Annotated in this window: 7 protein-coding genes and 1 pseudogene; 4 read left to right on the top strand and 4 right to left on the bottom strand. The window is 73.5% G+C overall.

The window, feature by feature from the left end:
• Positions 1 to 371, top strand: a pseudogene (locus AB0F10_RS43515) (aminopeptidase N); the annotation flags it as partial.
• Positions 372 to 374: 3 nt separating this feature from the next.
• Here the strand turns inward: AB0F10_RS43515 and AB0F10_RS43510 are convergent.
• From AB0F10_RS43510 to AB0F10_RS43495, 4 genes are read right to left on the bottom strand one after another with little or no spacing between them, the layout of a single operon-like run.
• A complete protein-coding gene (locus AB0F10_RS43510; protein ID WP_360639935.1) occupies positions 375 to 1,223 on the bottom strand; it encodes a fumarylacetoacetate hydrolase family protein in 849 nt (282 codons plus the stop codon).
• Positions 1,223 to 2,122: a fumarylacetoacetate hydrolase family protein gene (locus AB0F10_RS43505; protein WP_360639932.1), complete on the bottom strand. Its 900-nt coding sequence runs from the start codon at positions 2,120 to 2,122 to the stop codon at positions 1,223 to 1,225. The genes AB0F10_RS43510 and AB0F10_RS43505 overlap by 1 nt, the downstream gene beginning before the upstream one ends.
• A 59-nt stretch (positions 2,123 to 2,181) precedes the next feature.
• Positions 2,182 to 2,745 (bottom strand): carboxymuconolactone decarboxylase family protein, encoded by a 564-nt coding sequence (locus AB0F10_RS43500; RefSeq protein WP_360639929.1) that lies wholly within the window; start codon positions 2,743 to 2,745, stop codon positions 2,182 to 2,184.
• Positions 2,742 to 3,581, bottom strand: a complete 840-nt coding sequence (locus AB0F10_RS43495) for an IclR family transcriptional regulator (protein WP_360639926.1) — start codon at positions 3,579 to 3,581, stop codon at positions 2,742 to 2,744. Before AB0F10_RS43495 ends, AB0F10_RS43500 begins: the two co-directional genes overlap by 4 nt.
• Positions 3,582 to 3,726: 145 nt before the next feature.
• On the opposite strand from AB0F10_RS43495, the gene AB0F10_RS43490 reads away from it, so the two are divergent.
• From AB0F10_RS43490 to AB0F10_RS43480, 3 genes are all read left to right on the top strand, one after another.
• Positions 3,727 to 4,482 (top strand): SDR family NAD(P)-dependent oxidoreductase, encoded by a 756-nt coding sequence (locus AB0F10_RS43490; RefSeq protein ID WP_360639923.1) that lies wholly within the window; start codon positions 3,727 to 3,729, stop codon positions 4,480 to 4,482.
• A gap of 40 nt (positions 4,483 to 4,522) precedes the next feature.
• Positions 4,523 to 5,317: an SDR family oxidoreductase gene (locus AB0F10_RS43485; protein ID WP_360639920.1), complete on the top strand. Its 795-nt coding sequence runs from the start codon at positions 4,523 to 4,525 to the stop codon at positions 5,315 to 5,317.
• Positions 5,317 to 6,036: heme-binding protein (locus tag AB0F10_RS43480; RefSeq protein ID WP_360639938.1), on the top strand; the 720-nt coding region annotated here is incomplete at its 3' end. The genes AB0F10_RS43485 and AB0F10_RS43480, both read left to right, overlap by 1 nt.

Genomic DNA, 6,036 nt, shown 5'->3' with positions numbered 1-6,036 from the left:
CCGCCAGGGCCCGGAACCGGGCGTCGGCGCCGGACGCCGAGGGCAAGGCGGCCGCCTGGCGGACCCTCGCCGTCGACCGGGCCGTGCCGATGGGCTCGCTCGCCACCGTCGCCGCGGCGTTCTGGCGCCCCGGCCAGGACGCGCTGCTGGCCGGGTACGCGGAGAAGTATCTGAGGCTGCTGCCCGAGCTGGACCGGGCCGCGATGATCCCGGCGATGATCTACACCGGGCGGCTGTTCCCGGTCTTCGGCGCCGGCGCGGACTTCCCGGACCGGGCCGAGGCGGCCACCGCGGGCTCCGTCCCGGTGGTGCGCAAGTCGGTGCGGGAGCGCACCGACCTGCAACGCCGGATGCTGCGCACCCGCGGGTGATCGTCAGGCGACGAAGGTCTGGCGGAGCTCGCCGACGCCCTCCAGGCGGCTGATCAGGGTCTCGCCGGGCCGCAGGAAGCGCGGCGGGGTGCGGCGGTTGCCGACGCCGCCCGGCGTACCGGTGAAGATCAGGTCGCCGGGCAGCAGCGGGCAGATCGCCGAGAGCCGGGCCACCAGGTCGTCGACAGAAAAGATCATTTCCCGGGTACGCCCGGATTGCAGCGCCTCGCGCGCCGCGCCGGTCAGCAGGAAGGACTCGAAGCCGAGGTCGTCGCGGTCGGCGAAGTCGTCAGGGGTGACCGCGACGGGCCCGATCGGGCCGAAGCCCGGGAACGACTTGCCCAGCGAGAACTGCGCGGGTCTGCCCTGCGCCTGGGTCAGCCGCTCCGACAGGTCCTGGCCGCAGGTCAGGCCCGCCACCGCGTCCCACGCCTCGGATCGTGGGATGCGGTAACCGCCGGCGCCGATCACCGCCACCACCTCGATCTCCCAGTCCACGTTGCCGGGCGGCAGGGCGACGGTGGTGACCGGGCCGGTGATGCAGCTCGGGAACTTCGTGAACACCAGCGGCGCGTCCGGCGCCGCGAAGCCGGCCTCCGCCGCGTGCGGGCGGTAGTTCAGGGCCACCGCGAAGACCTGGCGCGGGTCGGGCACCGGCGGGCCGAGCTCGGCGTCGTCGACCGCGACTGCCCCGGCCCAGCCGGCGGCCGGCGCCCACGCCCGGACCTCGTCCCAGCGGGCGAGCGCGGCGCGGACCTCGCACGGCAGCGCCCCGCCGGAGGCGGTCGCCACGTCGAGCGCGCGGCCCTCCGACACCAGGACGAGGCGGCCGTCGAGCGTGCCGAACCGCATCAGCCGGCCGCCTGCGAGTACAGGTCCGTCGTGTACGGCGGGGTGTCGTGCGCCGCGCTCCACGGCACCACGTGGTTGCGCAGCACGCCGATGCCCTCGATCTCGGCCTCGATCTCGTCGCCCGGCCGCAGGTAGAAGGCGAACGGGTCGGGCTGCACCGCGGCGACCCCGGAGATCGTGCCGGTGGTGATGATGTCGCCGGCGCTGTATCCCTGCGCCGAGTGGTGCGCGACCAGGTGCGGTATCGAGATGACCATCTGCGCCGTGTTGCCGCGCTGGCGCACCTCGCCGTTGACCCGCAGCCGCATCGCCAGCCGCTGCGGGTCCGGCACCTCGTCCTTGGTCACGATCCACGGCCCGATCGGGCAGAACGTGTCGATGCCCTTCGAGAACGAGAAGACGCCGGACTGCATCTCGCGCCGCTGGATGTCCCGGGCGGTGATGTCGTTGAAGATCAGGTATCCGGCGATGTAGTCCTCGGCCTCCTCCGGCGAGAAGAACTTTCCGCTGCGGCCGATGACGATCCCGAGCTCCAGCTCGTAGTCGAGCTCCCTGGTGAGACCCTCCGGATAGACGATCGCGTCGTCCGGCCCGATGATCGCGTCGACGTTCTGAAAGAACACGATCCCCTTGTGTACGGGGTGGGACCAGTTCACGGCCTGCAGCTCGGTGTGGTGCTCGGTGAAGTTGCCCGCCGTGTGGAAGAACTTCTTCGGCACGATCGGCGCCCGCAGACGCACCGCGGAGCGGTCGATCCGTTCGCCGGTCTCCGCCACCCGGCCGCCGCGCTCGAAGAACTCCCGGGTCGAGCCGCAGGCCAGCTCGACGACCGTGTCGCCGGCCAGGTGGCCGACCCGGCCGTCGTCGAACGTCACCAGCTTCATCGCCACCACCTGCATTCTCGGATTGTGAAAGCGGGTTACGTCAAACGGAAGCGTGCCCCGAGTCGGCGGTCGTGTCAAGAAACCCGGAACACCCGCAGCTGCAGGGCCAGCGCCAGGTAGTAGCCCGCGAGCGTGACCAGCTCGAACACCCCCGCCGGCCCGAGCACGCCGGCCGCGGCGCGGTACTCGTCGTCGTCGAGGTCGCCCCGGGCGCAGAGCGCGTGCACCGTCTCCGCGACCAGTCGCTCGGCCTCGTCGGCGAGCGCCTCGAAGCGGCCGTCCCGCAGGGCGCCCAGCTCGTCGTCGGTCAGCCCGGCGTGCCGGCCCAGCGCCTCGTGGGCGTACCGCTCGAAGGCGGAGTCCGCGTGCGCGGCGGTGACCAGGATGGCGATCTCGCGGGCCCGGTCGCTCAGCGACGTCTCGTAGCGCACCGCCTCCCCGAGCGCCTGCACCGCGAACCCGAGCCGGGGCTGCAGCAGGAAGGCGTTGAACGGCCCCTCCAGGGCGCCGTCCGCGTCGACCAGCCGGAACAACTGCGGCCCCTGGGCCCGGCGGCCGCCGGTCACGGCGTCGTACACCGCGCGCTGATCGTCGTCGAGCTCGGCGGGGGAGAGCCGGGGCAGCCGGCCGCCGGTCATGCGCTGCCGGACGCGGCGAGCTGCGAGATCTCCGCGCAGGTCGCCAGCAGCACCGGCTTGAGCTCCCGCACGATGCGCTGCGTCGACCAGTCCCGCGCCTGCACCGCGACGTTCACCCCGGCGATCACCCGGTCGCCGGCGCCGGTGATCGGCCCGGCCACCGAGCGCAGCCCGTGCGCGAGCTCCTCGTCCTGCAGCGCCCAGCCCTGCTCACGGATCTGGGTCAGCTCCTGCCGGAGCTCGTCCAGCGACACCTTGGCGTTCGGGCCGTGCTGGCCGGGGAAGGAGGTCTCGGTGATCCGGTCGCCCAGCTCCGCCTCGCCCAGGTCGGCGAGCATCAGCTTGCCGATCGAGGTGTGCACCGCGGGCAGCGTCGAGCCGACCTGGATGTTCGCCGTGACCAGGTCGGCGTTGCGCAGCCGGACCAGGTAGAGCACCCGGTCGCCGGTGAGCACCGCCAGGTTGACCGTCTCGCCGGTGGCCTCGCCGAGCCGCTGCAGCTTGGGCGTGGCCAGCGCGACGAGGTCGAGGCTGCGCAGCGCCGCCCCGCCGAGGGTCAGGGTCCGCACTCCGGGCCGGTACTCGCCGCCCGGCAGGTGATCGAGGTAGCCCTCGGCGGTCAGCGTCATCACCACCCGGTAGACCGTCGGCATCGGCAGCCCGGAGGCCACGGCCAGGTCGCTCACCCGCCAGGTGGGCCGCTGCTCGTCGAAGAGGCTCAGCAGCCGCAGCCCCTTGGCGAGCGCCTCGACGCGGTATTCGGGCTTGTCGCCACCCGCCTGCGTGCCCGCCCTGCTCGCGGCGTCGGGCGCCGGATTTCGCCGACTGGCGGCCATGGAGCTCCTTCTCGAAAGCGACGTTCACAGACGGTGCACAGCTTAGGGCGGGCTCGGGATCGGGCGCCTGGACACGTCCCGGACGGCTGGTCTAGCTTATCGGATAGTGACTTTCATAGAACGAGAATACAGGCGTGAGGTGTCCATGGACTGGTTAGCGCTCTCCGGCCGGGCGGCGCTCGTCGTCGGCGCCGGCGGCCTGGGTGGCGCCAGCGCGGTGGGTCTCGCCGCACAGGGCGCCTCGGTCGTCCTCGTCGACGTGGACCCCGAGCGGCTCGAGTCGGTGGCCCGCACGGCGAAGGTGGCCGGCGGCTGCGTGCGTACCATCGCCGCCGACCTGCGCACGGCGGATCGCTGCCGCGAGGTGGTGGCCGAGGCGGCCGAACTGGTGGGCGTGCCGCAGATCTTCGTGCACGCGGTCGGCCGCAACGTCCGGCGGCCGGTGCTCGAGCTGGGCGACGAGGACTGGGCGCGGATCGTCGAGCTCAACCTGTCCACGGCTTACTGGCTGGGCCAGGCGGCGGGCGGCCTGATGGTCGCCGCCGGCTACGGCCGGATGACGTTCGTGTCCTCGGTCTCGGGCCTGCTCGCGCACGCCGGCCACGCGCCGTACGCCGCCACCAAGGGCGGCCTCAACCAGCTCATCCGGGTGATGGCGCGGGAGTGGGCGGTCAGCGGCGTGACCGTCAACGCGGTGGCGCCGGGATACATCGAGACCGGCCTGACCAGGGACCACCTCGACGCCGGCGACAACCGCGCGGCGCTGACGAGCATGGTGCCCGCCCGCCGGCTCGGCGTGCCCGAGGAGGTCGCCGACGCGGTGAGCTTCCTGTCGTCGGACCGGGCCCGCTTCATCACCGGCCAGGTGCTCTACGTCGACGGCGGCCGGGTCCTGGTCTGACCGGGTAAACCCGAAAAATAGGACACAACGGAGGCTCTCAGTGCCACTTTCACCGCTACCCATTCCCCGCCGCTTCCACGGCCGGTCCGTGGTCGTCACCGGCGCCGGCACCGGATTCGGCGCGGAGATCGCGGTACGCGCCGCGCAGGAGGGCGCCCGGGCCGTCGGCGTGCACTACCGCTGCTCGAAGGCCGGCGCCGAGGCCACCGCCGAGCGGGTCCGCGCGGCCGGCGCCGAGCCGGTGCTGCTGCGGGCCGACATCGTCGAGTGGGCGCAGGTCGCGGCCGCGGCCGACGATGCGTTCGCCCGGCTCGGCGGCGTCGACGTGCTGGTGAACAACGTCGGCGACGTGGCGCGCGAGCAGATGTCCTGGCGGGACATCACCGAGGAGTCCATCGACCACGTCCTCGGCGTCGACATCAAGGGCACGATGGCGTGCGTCCACGAGTTCGGCAGGCGGATGCTCGACCAGGGCCACGGCGCCATCGTCAACATCGGGTCCACCGTCATCGTGCGGGGCAGCGCCCGGGCCCCGCAGTACGCCGCCGCCAAGTACGGCCTGCTCGGCATCACCAAGTCGTACGCGCACGCGTTCGCGCCGACGGTCCGGGTCAACGTCTTCGCGCCCGGCTTCATCGAGACCGAGGCCACGCTGGGCCGCGAGGACTGGAGATCGGGCCGCGGCGATCAACTGCGCAAGCTGACCCCGATGGGCCGGATCCCGGGCCCGGCCGAGCTGGCCGGCACGGCGCTGTTCCTGGCCACCGACGACGCGAGCCACATGACGGGCGGCTACCTGGTGGCCGACGGCGGCTACAACATGGTCGGCGCGTGATGGCCGGGACGCACCCGCGCGACCTGCCGCTGGCCGACGCCCGCGACCTGGTGCGGCGGGCGGTGGACAAGGCCGAGCAGCTCGGCCTGCGTGGCGGCGTCGCGGTGGTGGGCGCGAGCGGGGCCCTGATCACCGCCTCCCGGCTGGACCACGGCGGCCCGGGCGGCATGGCCCGCGCCCGGTCGAAGGCCTGGATCGCGGCGACCCAGCAGATCACCAGCACCGAGCACCTGTCGCGGATGACGACGCTGCCGGCGCCGATCTCGGCCGGCTTCGTCCGGGTGAGCCCGGAGTCGAGGTTCCCCGGCGCGGGCGGGATCCCGGTGCGCGACGCGGACGGCGTGGTGGTGGCGGGCATCGCCGCGTCCGGCGCGACGGTCAGCCCGTTCCTGCCCGAGGGCGTGCCGCCGGAGGCGCTCAGCGCGGACGGCCGGCCCGCGAACCCGGAGGACCTGCTGATCGCGTACGCGCTGGGCATTCCGTACGTGGGGCAGCACGGCGACGACGCGGCCCGCTGGAAGGCGCGCTTCGGCGACCTGGTGGTGTCGCCGCAGGACAGCCTGGGCCTGAGGCCCGCCCCGCGCGCCGCCGGGCAGCGCGAGCTGGACTGGGCGCGGGAGCTGTGCGAGCGGGTCTGCGCCGAGGCGGGCCGCCGGCGGCTGCGGGTCAGCGTCGCCGTCGTGGACCGCGGCGGCGATCCGATCCAGCAGGACCGGATG

This window comes from Actinoplanes sp. NPDC026623 (assembly GCF_040638275.1).
In the GTDB taxonomy this organism is placed as follows: domain Bacteria; phylum Actinomycetota; class Actinomycetes; order Mycobacteriales; family Micromonosporaceae; genus Actinoplanes.
Note: the sequence above shows the minus strand (reverse complement) of the source record. Positions and strands in the feature narration are given on the sequence as shown.